Origin of the sequence: Sulfitobacter sp. S190, assembly GCF_025141935.1 — a bacterium.
Lineage (GTDB): Bacteria > Pseudomonadota > Alphaproteobacteria > Rhodobacterales > Rhodobacteraceae > Sulfitobacter.
Genome location: NZ_CP081120.1, coordinates 2,470,042 through 2,489,539 on the forward strand (window position 1 = coordinate 2,470,042; position 19,498 = coordinate 2,489,539).

General features: G+C 63.0%; 19 protein-coding genes and 2 pseudogenes. 8 read left to right on the top strand and 13 right to left on the bottom strand.

Annotated elements, in window-relative coordinates; all coding sequences use genetic code 11:
• Positions 1–79 precede the first annotated feature (79 nt).
• Both K3756_RS12400 and K3756_RS12405 read left to right on the top strand, forming a co-directional pair.
• On the top strand, positions 80–1,246 hold the full coding sequence (locus K3756_RS12400) for a dienelactone hydrolase family protein (protein WP_259987806.1): 1,167 nt from the start codon (positions 80–82) through the stop codon (positions 1,244–1,246).
• Positions 1,243–2,109: an alpha/beta fold hydrolase gene (locus tag K3756_RS12405; RefSeq protein WP_259987808.1), complete on the top strand. Its 867-nt coding sequence runs from the start codon at positions 1,243–1,245 to the stop codon at positions 2,107–2,109. The genes K3756_RS12400 and K3756_RS12405 overlap by 4 nt, the downstream gene beginning before the upstream one ends.
• Here the strand turns inward: K3756_RS12405 and K3756_RS12410 are convergent.
• Positions 2,106–2,714: a carboxymuconolactone decarboxylase family protein gene (locus tag K3756_RS12410; protein ID WP_259987810.1), complete on the bottom strand. Its 609-nt coding sequence runs from the start codon at positions 2,712–2,714 to the stop codon at positions 2,106–2,108. The two genes, K3756_RS12405 and K3756_RS12410, sit on opposite strands and share 4 nt — an antisense overlap.
• A gap of 23 nt (positions 2,715–2,737) precedes the next feature.
• On the bottom strand, positions 2,738–3,415 hold the full coding sequence (locus K3756_RS12415; RefSeq protein WP_259987812.1) for a dimethylsulfoniopropionate lyase: 678 nt from the start codon (positions 3,413–3,415) through the stop codon (positions 2,738–2,740).
• Positions 3,416–3,555: 140 nt separating this feature from the next.
• On the opposite strand from K3756_RS12415, the gene parE reads away from it, so the two are divergent.
• Entirely contained in the window at positions 3,556–5,517 is a 1,962-nt protein-coding gene (parE, locus tag K3756_RS12420; protein WP_259987814.1) for a DNA topoisomerase IV subunit B, read from the top strand.
• A gap of 9 nt (positions 5,518–5,526) precedes the next feature.
• Here the strand turns inward: parE and K3756_RS12425 are convergent, their stop codons facing one another.
• Positions 5,527–5,922 carry a c-type cytochrome gene (locus K3756_RS12425; protein ID WP_259987816.1) on the bottom strand — a complete coding sequence of 132 codons (396 nt, stop codon included), beginning with the start codon at positions 5,920–5,922 and terminating at the stop codon, positions 5,527–5,529.
• Between the two features lie 452 nt (positions 5,923–6,374).
• On the opposite strand from K3756_RS12425, the gene K3756_RS12430 reads away from it, so the two are divergent.
• Positions 6,375–7,049 carry a hypothetical protein gene (locus K3756_RS12430; protein WP_259987818.1) on the top strand — a complete coding sequence of 225 codons (675 nt, stop codon included), beginning with the start codon at positions 6,375–6,377 and terminating at the stop codon, positions 7,047–7,049.
• Between the two features lie 8 nt (positions 7,050–7,057).
• A complete protein-coding gene (locus K3756_RS12435; protein WP_259987820.1) occupies positions 7,058–7,492 on the top strand; it encodes a DMT family transporter in 435 nt (144 codons plus the stop codon).
• Here K3756_RS12435 and K3756_RS12440 read toward each other — a convergent pair.
• From K3756_RS12440 to K3756_RS12475, 8 genes and pseudogenes are all read right to left on the bottom strand, one after another.
• Positions 7,489–8,481, bottom strand: coding sequence for an Ldh family oxidoreductase (locus tag K3756_RS12440; RefSeq protein WP_259987822.1), 993 nt, complete (start codon positions 8,479–8,481; stop codon positions 7,489–7,491). The two genes, K3756_RS12435 and K3756_RS12440, sit on opposite strands and share 4 nt — an antisense overlap.
• An 18-nt stretch (positions 8,482–8,499) precedes the next feature.
• Complete coding sequence (locus tag K3756_RS12445) at positions 8,500–9,183, bottom strand: ABC transporter ATP-binding protein (RefSeq protein WP_259987824.1); 684 nt, start codon at positions 9,181–9,183, stop codon at positions 8,500–8,502.
• Positions 9,176–10,462, bottom strand: a complete 1,287-nt coding sequence (locus K3756_RS12450) for a lipoprotein-releasing ABC transporter permease subunit (RefSeq protein WP_259987827.1) — start codon at positions 10,460–10,462, stop codon at positions 9,176–9,178. The genes K3756_RS12445 and K3756_RS12450 overlap by 8 nt, the downstream gene beginning before the upstream one ends.
• Before the next feature lie 72 nt (positions 10,463–10,534).
• Complete coding sequence (locus K3756_RS12455) at positions 10,535–11,029, bottom strand: DUF2937 family protein (RefSeq protein WP_259987829.1); 495 nt, start codon at positions 11,027–11,029, stop codon at positions 10,535–10,537.
• A gap of 75 nt (positions 11,030–11,104) precedes the next feature.
• Complete coding sequence (locus K3756_RS12460) at positions 11,105–12,262, bottom strand: PQQ-dependent sugar dehydrogenase (RefSeq protein ID WP_259987831.1); 1,158 nt, start codon at positions 12,260–12,262, stop codon at positions 11,105–11,107.
• A gap of 79 nt (positions 12,263–12,341) precedes the next feature.
• A complete protein-coding gene (gene proS, locus K3756_RS12465; protein WP_259987833.1) occupies positions 12,342–13,694 on the bottom strand; it encodes a proline--tRNA ligase in 1,353 nt (450 codons plus the stop codon).
• Between the two features lie 60 nt (positions 13,695–13,754).
• Positions 13,755–14,153: pseudogene (locus K3756_RS12470) on the bottom strand (M20/M25/M40 family metallo-hydrolase); the annotation flags it as partial.
• Between the two features lie 41 nt (positions 14,154–14,194).
• Positions 14,195–15,097: an IS1 family transposase gene (locus K3756_RS12475; RefSeq protein ID WP_259987835.1), complete on the bottom strand. Its 903-nt coding sequence runs from the start codon at positions 15,095–15,097 to the stop codon at positions 14,195–14,197.
• Positions 15,098–15,206: 109 nt separating this feature from the next.
• Between K3756_RS12475 and K3756_RS12480 the strand changes: the two genes are divergently transcribed.
• A complete protein-coding gene (locus K3756_RS12480) occupies positions 15,207–16,352 on the top strand; it encodes an ImmA/IrrE family metallo-endopeptidase (protein ID WP_259987837.1) in 1,146 nt (381 codons plus the stop codon).
• A gap of 15 nt (positions 16,353–16,367) precedes the next feature.
• The gene (locus tag K3756_RS12485; protein ID WP_259987839.1) at positions 16,368–16,850 is read left to right on the top strand and encodes a hypothetical protein; all 483 of its coding nucleotides are present in this window, start codon (positions 16,368–16,370) and stop codon (positions 16,848–16,850) included.
• A gap of 780 nt (positions 16,851–17,630) precedes the next feature.
• Here K3756_RS12485 and K3756_RS12490 read toward each other — a convergent pair.
• Together K3756_RS12490 and pepT are read right to left on the bottom strand one after the other, a co-directional pair.
• Positions 17,631–17,849 (bottom strand): histone H1, encoded by a 219-nt coding sequence (locus tag K3756_RS12490; protein ID WP_259987841.1) that lies wholly within the window; start codon positions 17,847–17,849, stop codon positions 17,631–17,633.
• A gap of 58 nt (positions 17,850–17,907) precedes the next feature.
• Positions 17,908–18,738 (bottom strand): annotated as a pseudogene (gene pepT, locus K3756_RS12495) (tripeptide aminopeptidase PepT); the annotation flags it as partial.
• 224 nt (positions 18,739–18,962) lie between these two features.
• Here pepT and K3756_RS12500 point away from each other — a divergent pair.
• Positions 18,963–19,478 carry a fasciclin domain-containing protein gene (locus tag K3756_RS12500; protein WP_259987844.1) on the top strand — a complete coding sequence of 172 codons (516 nt, stop codon included), beginning with the start codon at positions 18,963–18,965 and terminating at the stop codon, positions 19,476–19,478.
• The last annotated feature ends 20 nt before the right edge of the window (positions 19,479–19,498 follow it).

The window sequence follows — 19,498 nt, forward strand, 5'->3', positions numbered from 1 at the left end:
GTCTTCCCCTCTACGCCCCGACCCGCCGCATGGGAAGAGCCAACTTGCGCCTGCCCTTCGGGGGCGGCACAGTCGCGGGATGGAACACCACAACCGCGTCGATCTTGTCAGCCCCTTTGCCCCAACCCTTGCGCGGCGGGGGCACTGTGCCGTGGGCGTGCAGACCGTGCAGCTGACGTTGCGCGATCAGCCCGATGTCGCGGCGGGTGACCTGCGTGGCCACGACCGCCCCCTGACCGTCGAGCTGTGGTATCCGGCGGTGGCGGGCAGCGGCACGCCAGCCGCTTATGAGGTGACCCTGCGCTGCGGCGTGCGCCGCGCCGCCCTTTACGGGTCCGCGCAGCGCGGGGCAACGCCTGTGGGGGCGCCTGCGCCGGTCGTCCTGATCAGCCACGGATACCCCGGCAGCCGGTATTTGCTGGTGCATCTGGCCGAAGCCTTCGCCAGTCACGGGTTCATCGTGGCCGCCGCCGATCACGCGGGCAGCACCTATGACGATCTGCGCGACTTTGGCGAGACGCTGCTGCACCGTCCGCTGGACCAGATGGGGCTTCTGGATGCGCTGGCGCGGCTGGAGGGGCCGCTGGGGGCGATGATGCAGACCGACAGATGCGGTCTGGTCGGCTATTCCATGGGCGGCTACGGCGCGTTGGTGTCGGCGGGTGCCGGGGTCAACCGCGCGGCGCTCGACTTTGAACGCGCCCCTCCCGGCGGGATGCTGGCCGTCCACCGTGCGGGCAGCGACACCCATGCGGCGCTGCGCGACCCGCGGCTGAAGGCGATTGTGCCCATCGGCCCTTGGGGGGGAGGATTTGGCATGTGGGACGCCGACGCGTTGGCGCAGATCGAGATCCCCGCGCTGATCATGGCGGGCACGCGCGATGACGTGTCGAATTACGCCGGGATGCGCCATCTGTTTGACGCGATGACCGGCACCGGGCGCCATTTGCTGAGCTTCGAGGGGGCGGGCCACAATGCCGCCGCCCCCCACCCCGCGCCCGCCGAGGCGTGGCAATTTTCGCCCGCGTTGGGCCGTGCGCCGTTCGACCATTATGCCGATCCGGTGTGGGACACCCTGCGCATGAACAACATCGCCCAGCATTTCGCGGTGGCCTTTCTGGGCCGGCATTTGTCGGGGGATACCGCGATGGACCGCTATCTCGACGGTGTGTCATGGTCCGGATTTGCCGAAGGCACCGCCACGGGATTGCGGTTCGAGACCCATGAAAAAGGAGCGCCCCTATGATGTGGACAGAGACGGTCGAGTTGGGCGGGCAGCCGTTTTTCCTCCGCCATTGGGGCCGCGAGGACGCGCCCAGGCTGCTGATGTTGCACGGGTTTCCAGAGTATAGCGGCGGTTGGGCCGAACTCGCACCCCTGCTGGCCGAGCGGTTTCACTGCATCGCGCCAGACCAGCGGGGCAACGGCCAGAGCTGGCGACCGGCGGAGGTGGCCGATTACCGCACATCGCTGCTCGTGGGTGATATGGTGGCGCTGATCGGGGAGGAGCCGGTGTATCTGCTGGGCCATGACTGGGGGGCGTCGGTCGCCTATGCGCTCACGATGACGCGGCCCGATCTGATCCGCAAGCTGGTGATCCTGAACGGGGTGCATCCGCTGCCGTTCCAGCGGGCGCTGGCGGCGGGCGGGCCGCAGACCGATGCGTCGCAGTACATCCATTACCTGCGCGCGCCGGGGTCCGAGACCCAGCTGGCGGCGGATGATTTTGCCAAGCTGATGGATCTGTTTTCGGCCAAGATGGATGTGTCGTGGCTGCGCGGCGAGACGCTGGCGGGCTACAAGGCCGCGTGGCGCGATGCGGCGGGGCTGGGGGCGATGATCAACTGGTACCGCGCCTCGCCCCTGCGGTTGGGCGGGCCCGGTGAGGCGCTGGCCGATCCGCCGCAGTTCGATGCCGACCGGATGCGCATCACGGTGCCCCATCTGCTGGTCTGGGGCACCGGCGACACCGCGCTGTTGCCCGAGGCGCTGGAGGGGCTGGAGGCGCTGGCCCCCGATCTGACGCGGGTGGACATCGCGGGGGCCGATCACTGGCTGCACCACCAAAAGCCGCGCGAAGTGGCGCGGGCGATCCTCGACTGGATCTAGTGGTGGCCCCAATCGTCGGGGTCGTCCGAATTGCCGGGGCTGAGCCCGATCACATCGCCGTCGGTCGAGCAGCCCAGCCCCAGCACGGTGCGGTTGGCATAGCCGAAATAGGCGGTGACCTGATTGATCTCGAGGATCTGGCCGTCGTCCCAGCCCGCCATGCGCAGCGCCTCGACATCGGCGGCGTCCATATCGGCGGGGGTTTGGGTCAGTCGCTGGGCGTAGCGCAGGGCCGCCTGCTGGGCGGCATCGAGCGGTGTGCCGCCCACGTCGCCCGCCGCCAGCGCCGCCCGCAGCGCATCCGCCCGCGCGTCATCGTCCAGCAGCCGTTTGAGACCGGCAAAGTGGTGCTCCACGCAATACGCGCAGTCGTTGAGCGACGAAACCCAGACGCCCAGCGTTTCCAAAAACCACTTGGGCACCGTGTTGGCCGAATGGTGCAGCACGTGTTTGTAAAGTGCCATGTGCCCTTCCATCGTGTGGGGCCGCAGGCTGTGCATCATCATGATGTTGTCGACGTTGTTGCCCGGCCCCGTCACGCGGTCGTAGAGCTGGCGTAGCTTGCCGGTGGCGGCGTCGAAGGGGATTGTCTTGATCCAGGCCATGGGGGGTGCTTTCCGGTTGGGGGTTACTTGCGGGGGCGCGAAAAGATCATGCGCTGTTCGTGCAGGTCTTCGGGCGCGCCGATCCAGGCATAGGCCAGCAGCGCGGGTTCGCGTTTGCCCACGGTGATGCGGTGCAGGTGCTGGGGCGGATTGAAGATCATCGAGCCGGGCACATAGACGCCCTGATGATTTTCCGACACCGCCCCCGACAGGCACACATAGCTTTCGGTGATGCCGTGGTGGGCGTGGGCGGGATAGGTGCAGCCCGGACCGAACAGCACCACGCCCAGGATGATTTCGGTGCTGACCACCGGTCCGGTACCGCCCGCGATCTCGGCGTAGGCGAACGTGTCCTGCAGCCCCTTTGGCACCCGCTCGTACCCGTATTGCCAGCTGAGATCGGGGGCCACCACGTCCAGCGCGCGGATCACCGGGGCCAGCACGCCCTGCCGCCCTTCGTCGAGCGCGCGGCGCAGGTGGGCGGTTACCGGTTTGTCGGCCTTGGGTTGCGGTGTCACGGGAGCGTTGGTGCGAATGAGGCGGCTGATCGCCTCGCGGACCTTGCGCTGGTGGCCCGCGATCTTGTCGCTGCCGCCAGCGGGCAGAAAACGGTAAAGCTCGTCGTATTCCTGCAGCAGATAGCGCCAGTCCGGCAGCTGGCGCAGGGTAAGGCGCGGGGCGGTATCGGCGGATGGGGTCATGGCCGCTCTCCTGGCGGGTGGATTTTGCGCCACATTAGCCACGCGGCGACCAAAGGAAAGGGGCCGCGCCCTCTTTTCGCCGATGCCGCGCTCTGACATACTGCGGATGATCCAATAACAAGCAAATGCAGGCGCCTCACATGTCCGATCTTCTGTCCGGCACCACGCCGGAGCCGACCGATTACGATGCCTCCTCCATCGAGGTACTGGAGGGGCTGGAACCCGTCCGCAAGCGCCCCGGCATGTATATCGGCGGCACCGACGAACGTGCGCTGCACCATATGGTGGCCGAAGTGCTCGACAATTCGATGGACGAGGCGGTCGCGGGCCACGCCAACCGCATCGAAGTGGAGCTGCACGCCGATTACAGCCTCACGGTGCGCGACAACGGCCGCGGTATCCCGATTGATCCGCATCCCAAGTTCCCCGACAAATCCGCGCTGGAAGTGATCCTGTGCACGCTGCACGCGGGCGGCAAATTCTCGGGCAAGGCCTACCAGACGTCGGGCGGTCTGCACGGGGTGGGTGCCTCTGTCGTCAACGCGCTGTCGGATTCGATGGTCGTGCAGGTGGCGCGCAACAAGGAAGTCTATGAGCAGCGCTTTTCGCGCGGCCTGCCGCTGGGCCCGGTCGAAAAGGTGGGCGCGGCCCCCAACCGGCGCGGCACCACGGTCACCTTTCACGCGGACGAGCAGATTTTCGGCAGCCACCGCTTCAAGCCCGCGCGGTTGTTCAAATCGATCCGGTCGAAAGCCTATCTGTTTTCGGGTGTGGAAATCCGCTGGAAATCGGCCATTGACGATGGCGAGACCCCGACGGAGGCGACGTTCCATTTTCCCGGTGGCCTGTCGGATTACCTGACCGAGACGCTGGGCAAATCCACCACCTACGCCGAGACCGCCTTTGCCGGCACGGTCGATTTCCGCGAGAAATTCGGCGAGGCGGGCAAGGTCGAATGGGCGATCAACTGGACGCCGTCGCGCGACGGGTTTATCCAGAGCTATTGCAACACGGTCCCCACCCCCGAGGGCGGCACCCATGTCGCGGGGTTCTGGGCGGCGATCCTGAAAGGCATCAAGGCCTACGGCGAATTGTCGAACAACAAGAAGGCCGCATCGATCACCCGCGACGACCTGATGTCGGGGGGCTGTGCGCTGGTGTCGTGTTTCATTGCCGATCCTGCGTTCGTGGGCCAGACCAAGGACCGGTTGTCCACCGAGGCCGCCGCCAAAATGACCGAAGGCGCGGTGCGCGACCACTTTGACAACTGGCTGGCGGCAGACACGAAGTCCGCCGGTGCGATCCTCGATTTTCTGGTGCTGCGCGCCGAGGAGCGTCTGCGCCGCCGTCAGGAAAAGGAAACCGCGCGCAAGAGTGCCACCAAGAAGCTGCGCCTGCCCGGCAAGCTGACCGATTGCACCAGCAAGTCGCGCGAGGGCACTGAGCTGTTCATCGTGGAGGGCGATTCTGCGGGCGGGTCCGGCAAGGGCGCGCGCAACCGCGTCAATCAGGCCCTGCTGCCGCTGAAGGGCAAGATCCTCAACGTGTTGGGCGCCGCGTCGGGCAAGCTCAACACCAACGCCGAGATCAACGATCTGTGCGAGGCGCTGGGGGTCGGCATGGGCACGAAATTCAACCTCGACGATCTGCGCTATGACAAGATCATCATCATGACCGACGCCGATGTGGACGGGGCGCATATCGCGTCCCTGCTGATGACGTTCTTTTTCACGCAGATGCGCCCGATGATCGACGCGGGCCACCTGTATCTGGCCTGTCCGCCGCTTTACCGGCTGACGCAGGGTGCGCGCCGCGTCTATGTCGCCGACGACGCCGAGAAGAACGCCCTGCTGGAGAAGGGCTTGGGCGGCAAGGGCAAGATCGACGTGCAGCGGTTCAAGGGGCTGGGCGAGATGGACGCCAAGGATCTGAAGGAAACCACGATGGATCCCGCAACCCGCAAGCTGATCCGGGTGACCGTCGACGAGGACATGCCGGGCGAGACCGGCGATCTGGTCGAGCGGTTGATGGGCAAGAAGCCGGAGTTGCGGTTCCAGTACATTCAGGAAAACGCGCGGTTCGTCGAAGAACTGGACGTGTGAGCGGGCGCGCTACTGCTGCACGCTTTGCAGGTAGGCCACCAGTTCGACAATCGGGCGGCTGGTAAAGATCGGCTGGCCGAGGTGGGTCTTGAGCGGGGTGTCGTCGCCTTCGAAGAAATCCCCGTAGATCGGCATGTCCGATCCGTGGCTAATCAGCGGATCGCGCCCGTCGATGCGCATCACCACCCGCAGCGTGGGGAAGATGTTGCCGTTGCGCGCCTGCAGCGTGCTGAGGTCGGAGGGTTGCACCAGAAGCGCAGGCGCCATCGGGCCGTTCCCGTCGTGGTTCACCCCGTGGCAGGTGGCGCAATTCTGGGCGTAAAGCTCGGCACCGAGGCCTGCGCCCTGCGCCTGTGCGCCGGCCGCCAGCAGGCAAAGGACGGTAGCGAGAATGTATCGTTGCATCGTCGGACCTTTCGTGTCGCGGGTATAGGTCCGATGCTAATGCACCGCGATGCGCCGCCCATGATCTGGATCAAGCGGGCGCGAAAAAGCGGCGGTGGGGGTGGGAAAGGATGGGGCCCTGTGGCCCCACCCGTGTGGTCCTCTTCAGACCATGAAGCTGGCGGCGGTGACGCCCCAAACGCTCATCATGGCGACAAAACCGAATACCGTGGGTGCAATAACGCGAAGCATAGTGATCTTCCTTTTCCAGGCAGCGGCCCGTTCGCCGCTGCGGTCAGTGCCGCGGGACCCTTGTGGCCCTGCGATCTGAATAAGAGGTGGGGACGGTGCGTTGAAATAATAAGGGACCGGATGGTCACTATACTACACCGCGGCGCGAGTGCTCCGTAACAAACGCGCGGGCGCGCGCGGTTTGTCCTTGCGGTGACGCCGGACCCGCGCATGATGGCGTCATGCGTATGGCTTTCATTCTTTTGCTGTTTCTGGCCGCCTGTGGCCGCCCCCTGTCGGACGCGGAGCGCGCCTTTGCCTTCGGGCTGACGGGCGACACGCTTGATTACGACCGGGTGCGCCTGCACGACGGGGCGCCCACGCGGGCCGTCACCTTCCGGCGCAAACCACGCCCGCGCACCACCTGCCGCGAACAGATCCTGCCGCCGCCCCAGGACGAGATCATCACCACGAAACCCGCGGCCGTTGCGCTCTACAACACCGTCCTGTTCGACCGGGACTGGTATCTGGACGACTACCTGCCCGATTATCCCGACCGCATCGGGCTGATCGCCGCGATGCTGTTTGCCCACGAGATGACCCACGTCTGGCAATGGCAGAACCGCCGCTTGACCGGCTTTACGCCGCTGCGCGCCGCGACCGAACATTCGCCCGGCGCCGATCCTTATCTGTTCGAGATCGGCGACCGCAGGTTTCTCGATTTCGGCTACGAGCAGCAAGGCTCCATCGTGGAGGAGTTCGTCTGCTGCCGCGCCTTGGCCCCGCAAGGCGCGCGGACGCAGCGGTTGCACAGCCTGATTTCGCAGGTCATGCCGCTGTCGCCGCTGCCCGCGCGTCCGCCCTATGACGTGGGTCTGCCGTGGGACGGCGTTGATCTGGACACCATCTGCCGTTGAGGACGCCCATGACACAATATGCCATCATCATGACGCTTGCGGGCATCGGCATTCCGCTGCTCGCGGCGTTGAATGCAGCGCTTGGCACGCGGATCGGATCGCCCGCCGTGGCGGCCACGGTGCTGTTTGCCATCGCGTTCGCCACGGCGCTGGTGGTGGCCCTTGCGACCGGGCCCGGTGCATTTGCACGCGTTGCAGGCACCCCGCGCCACCTGTTGCTGGCCGGTGTGCTGATCGCGTTCTACGTGCTGAGTATCACCTATATCGCGCCGCATTTCGGGATCGGGAATGCGGTCTTCTTCGTGCTGCTGGGCCAGCTCATTTCGGCCGCGTTGATTGACCAGTTCGGGCTGTTTGGTGCGCAGGTCTCGCCCATAAGCCCGACCCGTGCCGCAGGCATCGCGACCATGGCGATCGGTGTCTGGCTGACGCAGCTGGCCTAGCCGCCCGCGGGCCCTTCGGCCAGTCCGGTGATCAGATCCCATGTCTGTGCCCCCACATCGACGGGATCCTGCCCCGTCTTGCCCCGGCCGGGCATCCGCGCGCCCGCGTCGCGCGCAATGTGATCTGCCAGCGCCTGAACCTTCTGGGCGAAATCCGGCGCGGTGCCGGGATCGATCAGCACATAGTACTGGCCCAGATCGTGCGGCGCGCCCTCGGGCGCCTTGAGCGGTTTGACATCGCGCGACAGCACCGAGCCGGTCATCCCCGCCGCAAGAATTTCGACCATGAGACCAAAGCCCCAGCCCTTGTATCCGCCCGTTGAGACAAGCGATCCGCCCAGCGCGGCGGTGGGATCGGTCGTCGGCTTGCCGTCGGCGTCAAGCGCCCAGCCTTCGGGGATGCGTTCGCCTGCCGCCTTGGCCATCGTGATCTTGCCCAGAGCGACGGTGGTCGTGGACTGGTCGAATTGCATCGCGATCCCGCCCTGCCCGTCGGGCACCGAAAACGCCATCGGGTTGGTGCCGATGGCGCGGGTCTTGCCCCCCGGTGCGGCCACGATCGGCGATGCGTTGGTCATGCCCAGCGCAATCATGCCCGCCGCCGCGATCTGTTCGGTGAAATAGCCCAGCGAGGTGCAGGTATGCGCGTGTCCCACCGCCAGCGACGCCACGCCATTGGTGCGTGCGGCATCGAGCGCGAGCGGCAGGGCGTGGGCGAATGCCGGTTGCGCGAATCCGAAGCCCGCATCGACCACCACGGTGCCGGGGCGCGGGGTGCTGACCTGCGGTGTCACGGTGCCGTTGACACGCCCGCTTTGCAATTGCTGGCAGTAGCTTTCGACATAGTAGAGGCCGCAGATCTTGTTGCCGATGCTTTCGGCCTTGCGCACGGCGCGGGCCACTTCGGCGGCGGCAAAATCGCCCGCACCATGCGCCAGAAGCGCGCTGCGGGTGGTTTGTTCGATGTCGTCGAGAGATATTTTCGGCATAAAGCCCTCCGGTTGCGGTCAGACCGCGGCAAGCTGGCCCTGATCGAGCCGGATCTGGCGGTCCATCCGCGCGGCAAGGTCAAGGTTGTGGGTGGCAATGAGCGCGGCGAGACCGGTGTCGCGCACCAGCGTCAGCAGGGCGGCGAAAACGCGGTCCGATGTTTCGGGGTCGAGATTTCCTGTCGGTTCATCGGCCAAAAGCAGGCGCGGCCCGTTCGCCAGTGCCCTGCAAAAGGCGACACGCTGCTGTTCGCCGCCCGACAGCGCGGCGGGGCGGTGCGCGGCGCGCGCCTTGATGCCGACACGCCCCAACAGGTCCAGCGCGCGGTTTTCCGCATCACGCCGGGGGGTGCCGTTGGCCAGCTGTGGCAGGACGATGTTTTCGAGCGCGGTGAATTCCGGCAGCAGGTGGTGAAACTGGTAGATGAAGCCCACATCGGCGCGGCGCACCGCGGTGCGTTTGCCATCGCGCGCGCCGGTCAGGTCTTCGCCCGCGATGGCCACCTGCCCCGCGTCGGGCGTATCGAGCAGCCCCGCGATGTGCAGCAGCGTCGATTTGCCCGCCCCCGAGGGCGCCACCAGCGCCACGACTTCGCCCGGCTGCACCTTCAGATCGATGCCGCGCAGCACCGTCACCTCGTTGGGTTTGCCGTGGTTATAGGCCTTGGTGATCGCGCTGAGCGACAGGATCGGATCACTCATAGCGCAGCGCCTCGACGGGGTTCATGCGCGCCGCGCGGCGGGCGGGAAAGATCGTCACGATGAACGACAGCCCCAGCGACAGGGCCACCGCCGACAGCACATCGCCCAGTTGCAGTTTCGCAGGCAGGAAGTAGATGCCCCGGATCGACGGGTCCCACGCATTGCCACCCGACAGCCAGTTCACTATGCCGAATATCTGATCGACGTAGAGCGCGAAGAGACAGCCCAGGATCACACCCAGCGCCGTGCCGATAAGCCCGGTAAAGGCCCCGCAGATGAAGAAGACCCGCAACACGGAGCCCTCGCTCAGGCCCATGGTGCGCAGGATGCCGATGTCGCGGCCCTTGTTCTTGACCAGCATGATCAGCCCCGACACGATGTTCATCGCCGCGATCAGCACGAGGATCGACAGGATCACGAACATCACGTTGTCCTCGATGTCGAGCGCGTTGAGAAAGCCCGAGGAGGCATCCCGCCATGTCCAGATCAGCCCCTCGTCGCCTGCGGCGCGCAAAATGGCATTGGCCACCGGATCGACGTTGTCGGGGTCGGCGACCATCACCTCCAGCTCGGAGGCGCGGCCTTCGTAGTTGAAAAAGCTCTGCGCCTCCGCGATCGGCAGGTAGGCGCGGGTGCGGTCGATGTCGTAGCGCCCGGCAGTGAAGATATAGGTGATTTCGTAACCGTTTACCCGCGGGCTGACACCGAAGGCGGTTTTGACCCCGTTGGGTGAAATGATGCGGATCGTATCGCCCACCCCCGCGCCCAGAGCGCGTGCCACGCCCGATCCGATGGCGATGCCTTCGCCGAAGCGGCCGATGTCGCCCTGCGCATCTTCGGGATCGGCAATGCGGGGGATGGTCAGCAGATCGTCGGGCGCGATGCCGAAAATCTCGACGCCCGCGTTGTTGCTGCCCAGCGAGGCCATGACCTGCCCGCGCACCAGCGGCGCGACCCGGGTCACGCCATCGACGGCGCGCACGCTGTCGGCCAGCGCTTCGTAATCATCGATGGAGCGGTCGATGCCACCGCTGGGCTGCACGGTGCCCATCTCGTAGACCGTCACATGGGCGTTGGCCCCCAGGATCGTATCGACGAATTCGGCGCGGAACCCCGAGCGCACGGCCAGCGTGGCGATCAGCGCAAAGACCGCCAGCGTGATGCCGATGAGGCTGATCCAGGTCATGACACTGACGCCGCCTTCGGCGCGGCGCGCGCGCAGGTACCGCCACGCGATCATCCATTCGAACGGGGCAAAGGGGGGAGTGTTCTGGGCCATGGGGGTCCTTGTGATTTGCCGCGCAAACTGCGGCTTTGGGCGCACAGGGTCAAGGGGGATCGGGGGCCGCGCTCAGGCGGTGCCGCGACGGCGCAGCGGCCAGACCATGAGCCGTGCCAGCCCTGCCAGCAGCGCCGCGCCCAGCACGAAACCCGCCGCGGCAAAACTCAGGCCCGCAAAGCTGATCGGGACAGCGGGCACATAAGCCTGCCACGCGGCCTGTGCGATGTCGGTGTCGGTGAGGCGGCTGGCGTGATAGGCGCGCATGAACGGTCCCTTTGCCCGCAGCGCGGCCAGATCGTCGCGCAGGGTTTCGTAGCGGGCGATGGAGCGCGTCATGTCGGCGCGGCGCCGTTCGATAAAGGCAGTGCCCTGCATCTGTGCCAGTGCCTCGGTGCGGCTGAGGTTCTCGGCACGTGCGGAGGCATCGAAATCGGCCACCACCTGTTCGAGCGCGTCCACAGCCCCGCCCAGCCGCTGCACGTACTGCTGCGAGAACTCGGGAAATTGCGATCCGGCGGTTGCCCCCGCCAGCCCCCCTGCAAGAGCGATGCTGCGCAAGATCATCAGGTGCCTGTGGTTCTTGTTATCGTTGATCCGAGGCTGCCATGGCCGGGCCTGTCAGACAAGCCCGGCGTGCGCTCACCGGCTCAGACGCAACAATCTGCCACCTGCCCCGTCGAGGATCAGGATCGCGCCGTCGCGGTCGATCTCCACGTCGCGCACGCGCATTTCACCCGTCAGGAACCGTTCTTCGCCGCTGACCCGGTTGCCTTCCAGCGTGAGGCGTACCAAACCGCCGGGGTTCAGCGACGAGGCCAGCACATCGCCCTGCCAGTCGGCAAACATGTCCCCGTCGTAAAAGGCAAAGCCACCGGGCGCGATCACCGGATCCCAGTAGTACCGCGGCTGGGTGAAGCCTTCGCCGCTGCTTTGTCCCGAGCCAATGTCACCGCCCGAGTAGCGGATGCCGTAGCTGACCACGGGCCAGCCGTAGTTCGCGCCCGCCTCGATCAGGTTGAGTTCGTCCCCGCCGCGGGGGCCGTGCTCGAGGGTCCACAGCGCGCCGGTGTCGGGGTGCACATCGGCGCCCTGCACGTTGCGGTGGCCCAGTGTATAAACGGCGGTGCCAAAGGGGTTGCCGGAGGCCGCCTCACCGTTTGGCGTGACGCGCACGACCTTGCCGTAGGTCTTGTCGAGATCCTGCGCATAGACCCGTTCGGCCAGCGACGAGTGTTCGCCCGTGGTGATGTAGACATGCCCGTTCAGCGGGACCACGCGGCTGCCGTAGTGTTTGGTGGTGGGCGACGGGGGCGATTGCACGAAGATGTCGCGCACATCCGTCAGCGCGCTTCCGTCGGCGCTGAGCACGCCGCGGGCCGCGGCGGTGGCGGACATGTTGTCTGGCATCCGCTTGGCGTAGCTGAGGTAGATCACGCGGCTGGTGGCGAAATCCTCGGCCAGTGCCACGTCGAGCAGCCCCCCCTGCCCGGCCGCCAGCACATCGGGCACGCCGGTGATGGGCGCCCCCACCACGCCGTCCCTGATCAGCCGCAACTGACCAGAGCGTTCGGTCACCAGATAGCCGCCCTCGGGCAACACTTCGACGCCCCACGGGACATCAAGGTTGGTGGCCAGTTCGGTGATGGTGAAGTCCACGCCGCTGTCGAGCGCGGGGGCGCGGGTCTGGGTCGGCCACTGCGGTTCGAACTGGGGGGCGTTTTTGGCGCCCTGCTGCACACCTTGGGCGCAGGCGGCGGTGGCGGCACCGAAAATCAGGGCTGTCAGGAAAAATCGCATCACATATCCTCCGGTCATTGTCTGACGAAGGAGGTGGTGCAGCGGGCGCGCAGGTCCAGCCCGCGCACCCAAATTGTGATCAGAGCCCTTTGACCGACAGGCCCTTGTAGATCTGCGCGATCCGTTCGACCGCCTGTTCGGGCGGCAGCTCTTCGCTTTCGCCGGTGCGGCGGCTGGTCAGCTCGACGACCCCGTTCTTGAGCCCCCGCGGGCCGACCGTGATGCGCCACGGCAGACCGATCAGGTCCATCGTGGCGAATTTGCCGCCCGCGCGTTCGTTGCGATCGTCATAGAGCGGCTCGAGCCCCAGCGCGGTCAGGCTGTCGTAGAGCGACTGGCACGCGGCGTCGGCCTCGGCGTCGCCCTGTTTGAGATTGACGATGCCGCAGTGGAAGGGCGTGACGCCTTCGGGCCAGATGATGCCCTTGTCGTCGTGTGAGGCCTCGATGATCGCGCCCAGCAGGCGGCTGACCCCGATGCCGTGGCTGCCCATATGTACCGGGGTGACCTTGCCGTCGGGGCCCTGAACGGTAGCACCCATGGCGTCGGAATACTTGGTGCCGAAATAGAAGATCTGCCCGACCTCGATGCCGCGGGCGGTGCGCTGGCGGTCCTGCGGAACCTTGTCAAAGAGGGCCGGATCATGGGTTTCGTCGGTGCGCGCGTAGAGGTTTGTGAATTCCTCCATCACACCCGCGCAGGCCGCGTGATCGTCATAGTCGATGTCACGGTCGCCGAATTTCAGGTCCGTCACGGCGCTGTCGTAGAACACCTCGCTTTCGCCGGTGTCGGCCAGCACGAGGAATTCATGCGTGTTGTCACCCCCGATGGGCCCCGAATCCGCCCGCATCGGGATGGCCTGAAGGCCCATGCGTTCATAGGTGCGCAGGTAGCTGACCAGATGACGGTTGTAGGCGTGCAGCGCGTCTTCCTTCGTCAGATCGAAGTTATAGCCGTCTTTCATGAAGAACTCGCGGCCCCGCATCACGCCGAAGCGCGGGCGCATCTCGTCGCGGAACTTCCACTGGATGTGATAGAGCGTCAGCGGCAGATCCTTGTAGGAGCCGACGTTGGAGCGGAAGATATCGGTGATCATTTCCTCGTTGGTGGGCCCATAGAGCATGTCGCGGTCCTGCCGGTCGCGGATGCGCAGCATTTCGGGGCCGTAGGCGTCGTAGCGGCCGCTTTCGCGCCACAGGTCGGCCGATTGCAGCGTCGGCATCAGCATCGGGATATGGCCCGCGCGCATCTGTTCTTCGTGCACGATGTTTTCGAGCTTGCGCAGCACCTTGAAGCCCAGCGGCAACCACGAATAGATGCCGGCCGCGTTTTGTTTGATCATGCCGGCGCGCAGCATGTACCGGTGGCTGACGATCTGTGCTTCGGCGGGGGTTTCCTTCAGCACGGGCAGGAAATAGCGGCTCAGACGCATGGGGGCGCTCCTTGGGTTTCGGGGTCGGCATTGCTTAGGTCAAAGCGTGCGTCGTTACAATCATGATCCTTGCGGGGCGGCGGCGCGTCGGGCCAGATGCAGCGCCACGTGCACGGCCTTTTCCATGTCCTGCACAGATATCCATTCCAGCGGTCCGTGAATTTCCTGCATGCCGGTAAAGACGTTGGGGCATGGCAGGCCCAGTTCGGTCAGCCGCGAGCCATCGGTGCCGCCGCGGATCGGCACCGATACCGGTTCGATGCCCGCGTCGCGCACCGCGTCCTGCGCCAGATGCACCGGCGTCATGTCCTTTTCCAGCCAGTAGCGCATGTTGCGGTATTGCGGGGTGATATCGCAGGTGATGCTGGCGCGGGGTTCGGTGGCGGCCACGGTGTCGCAGATCTGCCGGATCAGCGCGCCTTTGGCCTCGAGCCCGTCCATTTCGAAATCGCGGATCATCAGGACAATTCGCATCTCGAAGGCATCGCCCGGGTAGTGGGTCAGTTTGAAATATCTTTTTTCTGACGCGGCTTATATGGCCCACGCTTCTTAGGCGCAGCGTCCTCCGCCTTCTCAACCAGCGCAACGATATCATCAACGGTCCAAGGTGACGCAACAAGGTTAGCCGCCATGGCGGGCGTAACGCGAAGCGTCTTGTGGATGCGGCAATAGTTGTAATGCATGAAATGCAGCGCAACCGCATAGGCGTGGTTCTCTGCCTTCTTTGAGAAGGCGTTGGTGAGGCGAGTAAAGCGGCGCATGCCCATCCGCATTGTAAGGTTCTGGCGTTCAATGTGGCTGGTGCCAACCTGCTCCATGTCAGGCTTGCCAAAGATGGCCTCTTTCTTTGCGCCCGTGCATTCGGCGGGGGAATACTTGCGCTCGTGGCCTTTCTGGCCTGTAGGGTCGCCGTATTGCTTGATCAGCATGGCATAGTCCACATCGCCCGAGAATGCGTCCGTGACCGCCTTGAGGTAGCCGCCGTGGCCGTCCGTGGTCAGCTGGATACGTGTCGCCAAGCGGCCAGCCAGATCAAACATGAACTCACGTGCAGTGTTCTGCGAACGGTCGCCGACCGTGTACGAGATCATCAACTTGCTATCACGATCCATGGCGGTCCACGTCCAAATGTCGCCAGCTTCGGACGGTGCCGCCTTTGCGCCCTCTACGTTTTTTGCTTTCGCATAGCAGAACGCCCAGATTTCATCGGCCTGCACGTGGCTGGCCTCTACGTTGCGCACATTTTCGTCGTGGAATTTGGCGCAGGCTTTGCCAGCGTCTTCCAGAAGCTTCGTGACAGTGTTCTTAGAAACGTCAGCAATGCGCGCGGTGGCGCGGATGGAGTTACCTTCCACCAAAAGGCGGATGATCAGGGCGCGGGATTTGGCGTCGAGTTTTCTCATACCCTCGATTTAATTTCAAACTGACCGTTAGTCAAGCATTTATGTATAGTTTGCGATTTTTCGCATATTCCCTATTGCCTGCTAAATGGTACCGCCTTATACGGATGCTATGAGCAGTGAAGAATATAAATCACCAGGGCAGTTGGTCACGGCGCTACTCGCTGAGCGAAGCTGGACAAAAAGAACGCTGGCAATCATTTCTGGGATGGATGAATCTATTATCAGCAAGACAACGTCAAACGTAAGAAAGGTCGATGCCGAGACAGCGATTATCTTTGAAGAAGTATTCGGTATCCCTGCCGAGAGGTTTTTGTCCTTGCAAAAGACCTATGACCTCGCAGTCGCGCGTATCGAAAGCACACCAAACCCCAAGAGGCAGATGCGGGCAGAATTGATTGGCAAGCTGCCGATCAGCGCAATGATTGCGCGGGGGTGGTTGGACGCAAAGTCAGTCAAAGATATTGATGATGTAGAGGAATCGCTGCTCCGTTTTTTCCAAGCAAATCGCCTTGAAGATATTGAAACACTTCCACATGCGTCGAAGAAAACGGAAGTCAGTATTGCAGCTACGCCAGCCCAACTCGCTTGGCTTTATAGGGTTAAGACGCTTGCATCGGAAATGTTGGTCGCGCGGTATTCGCCAACATCTGTGAAGTCGGCCATATCAAAGATCAAGACACTCATTCACTCTGCCGAAGAACTGCGCAAAGTGCCCCGCATCCTTGCCGAAGCGGGGATTCGCTTCGTGATCGTTGAGGCGCTGCCCTCGACAAAAATCGACGGTGTTTGTTTCTGGCTTGATGAGAACTCGCCAGTCATTGGTATGACAATGCGATTTGATCGGATCGACAATTTTGTTTTTGTGCTTCGGCATGAACTTGAGCACGTTCAAAATCGAGATGGCCTCATGCAGATGATGCTTGATGTTGATATCAACTCTGGCGAGGCAGCGCAGGTCACACAAGAGCTTATCGAACAAGAAGCAAGAGCGAATGCGGCAGCTTCCGAGTTTTGCGTACCAAAGAAAATGATGGACGCATTTATTTCCAGAAAGGCCCCAATCTTTGCTAAGCGCGACATCATTGGTCTGGCGCGGATGCTCAAGGTTCACGCAGGTCTAGTCGCTGGCCAATTACAGTTCAGAACAAAAAAGTATCATTTGGCGCGGGATCAGCTTGTGCCAGTCAGATCAATTGTAACACCAAACGCCGTAACAGACGGCTGGGGTGATGTTGCCCCTACTGATGCTTATTAGAAAGGGGCTGTCACCATGAGTAAGAAAAAAGACCTTCAACGCCTTATTCGTCACTACAAAGACGAAACTGGCGAAATCCAAGTGGACATGAAGAAAGTCGCAAAGTTCGCAGAACTTATGGGTTGGGAAATGCCAATTCCCAAAGACCCATTGGACATCTTGGCACAAGAGTTGTCTCGGGCTGCAAGAGATGAAATCAAACACGATGATAAGACCGGGCGGCCATATCGCGTGAATCACGCGATACCGATCAAGCAAGGCCAGCAATCTCTTTTTGTGTGGATTGATATAGACGAAGCACCCCGCAATATGATGCTAAAGTCACTCAACCTGCGCCGAGAGCAGATGGTAGGTGACGGTTTGCAGTTGAGCTACGACGCAGATCACTGGAACACTCGGCACCCCGACCAAGACGAAATTCAGCTTGATTTTGACTTTGGCTTTGACATTGAGCTTCGCAAGCATGCTGCGGACGCGGAAGACGAAGATATCACTTAAAAAGCGAAACCCCGCGAGGGCCGAAGCTGTCGCGGGGATCTATCAGTCTGGGGCGGTGTGAAACAGTGACTACCCGCAGCGCACAAGATGTTAGATAGGCTTATGAACAACAAAGGTCAACAAGTTATTAACAGCCCGCACCCGATACACGCGCTCTCTGAAATAATTTCTCCTTTAAGAATGGGCACTTACCTTCAAGCATCCGGTCAAGACCCAGATCGTGCCCTTGCATTATATCTGTGGAATGCAAAGATGGGGGAGGCGTTTCACCTACCCATACAGTCTTTTGAGGTTGGCCTCAGAAATCGGGTATCAGATGGCATACAAGCTGTATTTGGACCTAACTGGTGGTGCGATCCCTCTTTCCTCAAAGAAGCTGGCGAGAAAAGAGCTAGAGACATAAATCTAGTGTTAAACAGGTTAAAAAGCAAAGACGTGCCGCAAGATACAGGTCAGATCGTAGCCGGTCTATCCTTCGGGTTTTGGATAGCTATGCTACATGGCAGGCATAACATAAGAATTTGGAGCGCTCAGCTAAAGACCGCATTCCCGCATCTCCCTAATGAAGTGAACCGCAAGATTCTGCATGGCCGATCAACAAAAATAGCTGATTTTCGAAATAGGATTTCACACCACGAGCCAATATTTAAGCGCAACTTATTGCTTGACTACAGCATGTGCATGGAGGGGCTAAAGTGGCTGTGTCCAACAAAAGCATCTTGGATAAAACCCCATTGTAGAGTTGCCGCGATGGTACGACAAAAGCCGTAGCAGAGCGCCTTAATCCTTCTTCCAGCGAGCGGCTGCGGCGATCTGTGCGGCTTCGGATCGCTGCTCAGGTGTGAGCAAGCGTGCCTTTGCCTTGCCGCCCTTCAACCCGCCCTTGCGCTGCCCTGATGTGTCAGGCTCATGCACGGGCTCTTCGTCCTCCGTTGCCAAGTCCACAATGAACTTGGCAAGCTGGTTGGCGTCTCTGGGTCTCTTGGGTTTGTCTGTCATAACCCTAGGATAAGCACTCCCTCGCGCGAGGGCAAACTATCTAATTTCAAACTGACCCACTACCATCGCCCGCCATGGTGTTGACATAGATGAACCCTTCGAGCCCTTCGGTCGTCTCCGGTGTCATTTTGGTGCGCGGCAAAAGCCCCACGATCTGTGACGCCAGATGGGTGGCGTTGACCAGCTTGTCCTTGGCCCAGCCGGGGTGGATCGACACGCCCTGCACGGTAATCACGGCCTGATCGGCCGAAAAGGTTTCGAACTCGATCTCGCCGGGGCTGGCGCCGTCGAAGGTATAGGCAAAATCGCAGGCCATGTCGGCAGGCAGATCGGCGTGCACGCCGCGCCCGATTTCTTCGTCGGGGGTAAAGGCAAGCCGGATCGGCCCGTGCGCGATATCGGGGTTTTGCAACAGGTGCCGCGCGGCGGTCATGGCGATGGCGACGCCCGCCTTGTCGTCCCCGCCCAGCAGGGTCGTGCCGCTGGCGGTGATGATGTCGTGGCCCACACAGCGGTCCAGATGCGGCGAGATGTCGGGCCCGAGCCGCAGGTCTGGCGCATCGGCAAAAGTGATGTCACCGCCGTTGTAGCCGCGGTGAACCACGGGTTTGACCCCGCTGGCGTGGAACTGCGGGGCGGTATCGACATGCGCGCACCAGCCCATCGTGGGGCCCGCCACCGTGCCCGGAACGGTGGCCAGCACGGTGCCGTAGGCCGTCAGCGTCACGTCCTGCGCGCCCATATCGGTCAGCTCTGTCACCAGCTGGCGGCTGAGATCGAGTTGGCAGGCGGTGCTGGGTTGGGTGCTGCTGGCCGGATCGCTTTGCGTGTCGATGGCGGAATAGCGGATCAGGCGGGTTTCCAGTTCCGGTTTGAAATCTGTGGACACGGGCGCGGACCTCTTGCTGTGGGGGGTGCGCCCACCCTGCGTGCCGCAGCGGCGCTGTCAATGCCCGATGCGCGGGCGACGGCCTTAGCGCGGGCCGCCGCGATGTCCACTGACTTTGAAGTGATGGTGCGGCTCCCACGCCGCTGTGATCCGGACGGCAGCGGCAGGCGTACCCCTGACGAACATGCAAAACGCATGTCGCACCAACCCGGAGGAAAACACTTGTGACCAAACGTACATTCGCCGCAGCCGTCGTCGCTGCCACGCTGGGCTCGGCCACTGTCGCATCTGCGGCCAACATTGTAGAGATCGCATCCGCCGACGAGCGGTTCTCGACGCTGGTGGCGGCAGTCTCGGCCGCGGGCCTTGCCGAAACGCTGCAGGGCGAAGGCCCGTTCACCGTGTTCGCGCCCGTCAACGATGCCTTTGCCGCCCTGCCGGACGGCACGGTCGACACGTTGCTCAAGCCCGAGAACAAGGGCCAGCTGACCGATGTCCTGCTGTATCACGTCGATGACCGCAACCTGACCGCCGAGCAGATCCCCGGCGGGTCGAACTACTTCAAGCCGATCAACACCGCCGAGCGCCTGTGCATCACCAAGGGTGCGAATGGCGTGAGCATTGCCGACGGCACGGGTGAGACGGCCAATGTGGTCATCGCCAACATCGAAGCCGACAACGGCGTAATCCATGTGATCGACAAGGTGCTGCTGCCCGGTACGCGCCCTGCGTGCCACTGATCGCACGCTGACGCGCGGCC

Coding starts and splice junctions, on each gene's coding strand:
- K3756_RS12400 (WP_259987806.1), top strand. CDS start 80: ATGGAACACCACAACCGCGTCGATCTTGTCAGCCCCTTTGCCCCAACC.
- K3756_RS12440 (WP_259987822.1), bottom strand. CDS start 8,481: ATGCCGAAAATATCTCTCGACGACATCGAACAAACCACCCGCAGCGCG.
- K3756_RS12485 (WP_259987839.1), top strand. CDS start 16,368: ATGAGTAAGAAAAAAGACCTTCAACGCCTTATTCGTCACTACAAAGAC.
- proS (WP_259987833.1), bottom strand. CDS start 13,694: ATGCGTCTGAGCCGCTATTTCCTGCCCGTGCTGAAGGAAACCCCCGCC.
- K3756_RS12430 (WP_259987818.1), top strand. CDS start 6,375: ATGCGTATGGCTTTCATTCTTTTGCTGTTTCTGGCCGCCTGTGGCCGC.
- K3756_RS12475 (WP_259987835.1), bottom strand. CDS start 15,097: ATGAGAAAACTCGACGCCAAATCCCGCGCCCTGATCATCCGCCTTTTG.
- K3756_RS12415 (WP_259987812.1), bottom strand. CDS start 3,415: ATGACCCCATCCGCCGATACCGCCCCGCGCCTTACCCTGCGCCAGCTG.
- K3756_RS12455 (WP_259987829.1), bottom strand. CDS start 11,029: ATGATCTTGCGCAGCATCGCTCTTGCAGGGGGGCTGGCGGGGGCAACC.
- K3756_RS12445 (WP_259987824.1), bottom strand. CDS start 9,183: ATGAGTGATCCGATCCTGTCGCTCAGCGCGATCACCAAGGCCTATAAC.
- K3756_RS12425 (WP_259987816.1), bottom strand. CDS start 5,922: ATGCAACGATACATTCTCGCTACCGTCCTTTGCCTGCTGGCGGCCGGC.
- K3756_RS12460 (WP_259987831.1), bottom strand. CDS start 12,262: ATGCGATTTTTCCTGACAGCCCTGATTTTCGGTGCCGCCACCGCCGCC.
- K3756_RS12450 (WP_259987827.1), bottom strand. CDS start 10,462: ATGGCCCAGAACACTCCCCCCTTTGCCCCGTTCGAATGGATGATCGCG.
- K3756_RS12435 (WP_259987820.1), top strand. CDS start 7,058: ATGACACAATATGCCATCATCATGACGCTTGCGGGCATCGGCATTCCG.
- K3756_RS12490 (WP_259987841.1), bottom strand. CDS start 17,849: ATGACAGACAAACCCAAGAGACCCAGAGACGCCAACCAGCTTGCCAAG.
- K3756_RS12405 (WP_259987808.1), top strand. CDS start 1,243: ATGATGTGGACAGAGACGGTCGAGTTGGGCGGGCAGCCGTTTTTCCTC.
- K3756_RS12480 (WP_259987837.1), top strand. CDS start 15,207: ATGAGCAGTGAAGAATATAAATCACCAGGGCAGTTGGTCACGGCGCTA.
- parE (WP_259987814.1), top strand. CDS start 3,556: ATGTCCGATCTTCTGTCCGGCACCACGCCGGAGCCGACCGATTACGAT.
- K3756_RS12410 (WP_259987810.1), bottom strand. CDS start 2,714: ATGGCCTGGATCAAGACAATCCCCTTCGACGCCGCCACCGGCAAGCTA.